Consider the following 503-nt stretch of genomic DNA (forward strand, 5'->3'; position numbering starts at 1 on the left):
AACCCATATATAGATAAGATTGATATGGATTTTTGGCGTGAACTTTGCACCAAAGAGGGTAAACTATGCCATTATAAAAAAGGGGAGTATTTTCTTCATCGTGGAGAAAGAACTAAATATTTCGGTTTCATTGAATTAGGATATTTCAAATATACTATAATTGATACAGATGGAAACGAGCATATCACAGGTTTGGCATTATGTAATACCTTAGCCGGAGATTTTTATAGTTCAATTCGAAATGAATTGTCTTTGGTTGATCTTAAAGCAATGACTGATTCAGATGTATGGGTTTGTAGTACCAACTTTCTTAGGCAAATACTAAAAGAAAATATAGAGTTACGCTGTTTTATAGCAGAAGAATTATTCCGCCAATCTCATGGTCGTTATCTCAACCTCTATCGACAATCACCCAAAGAACGATATTTGGAACTGATAGAACGCTGTCCTGATTTACTGCAAGATATAACACTCAAAGACTTGGCATCATATCTGCAAATCAC

At 34.4% G+C, this 503-nt stretch carries 1 protein-coding gene; it reads left to right on the forward strand.

From position 1 onward, the window contains the following. Positions 1 to 503 (forward strand): Crp/Fnr family transcriptional regulator (locus E5355_RS19215; protein ID WP_136011571.1); only part of this gene is annotated, 503 nt, incomplete at both ends.

It is taken from the genome of Bacteroides muris (ex Afrizal et al. 2022) (genome assembly GCF_004793475.1).
In the GTDB taxonomy this organism is placed as follows: Bacteria; Bacteroidota; Bacteroidia; order Bacteroidales; family Bacteroidaceae; genus Bacteroides; species Bacteroides muris.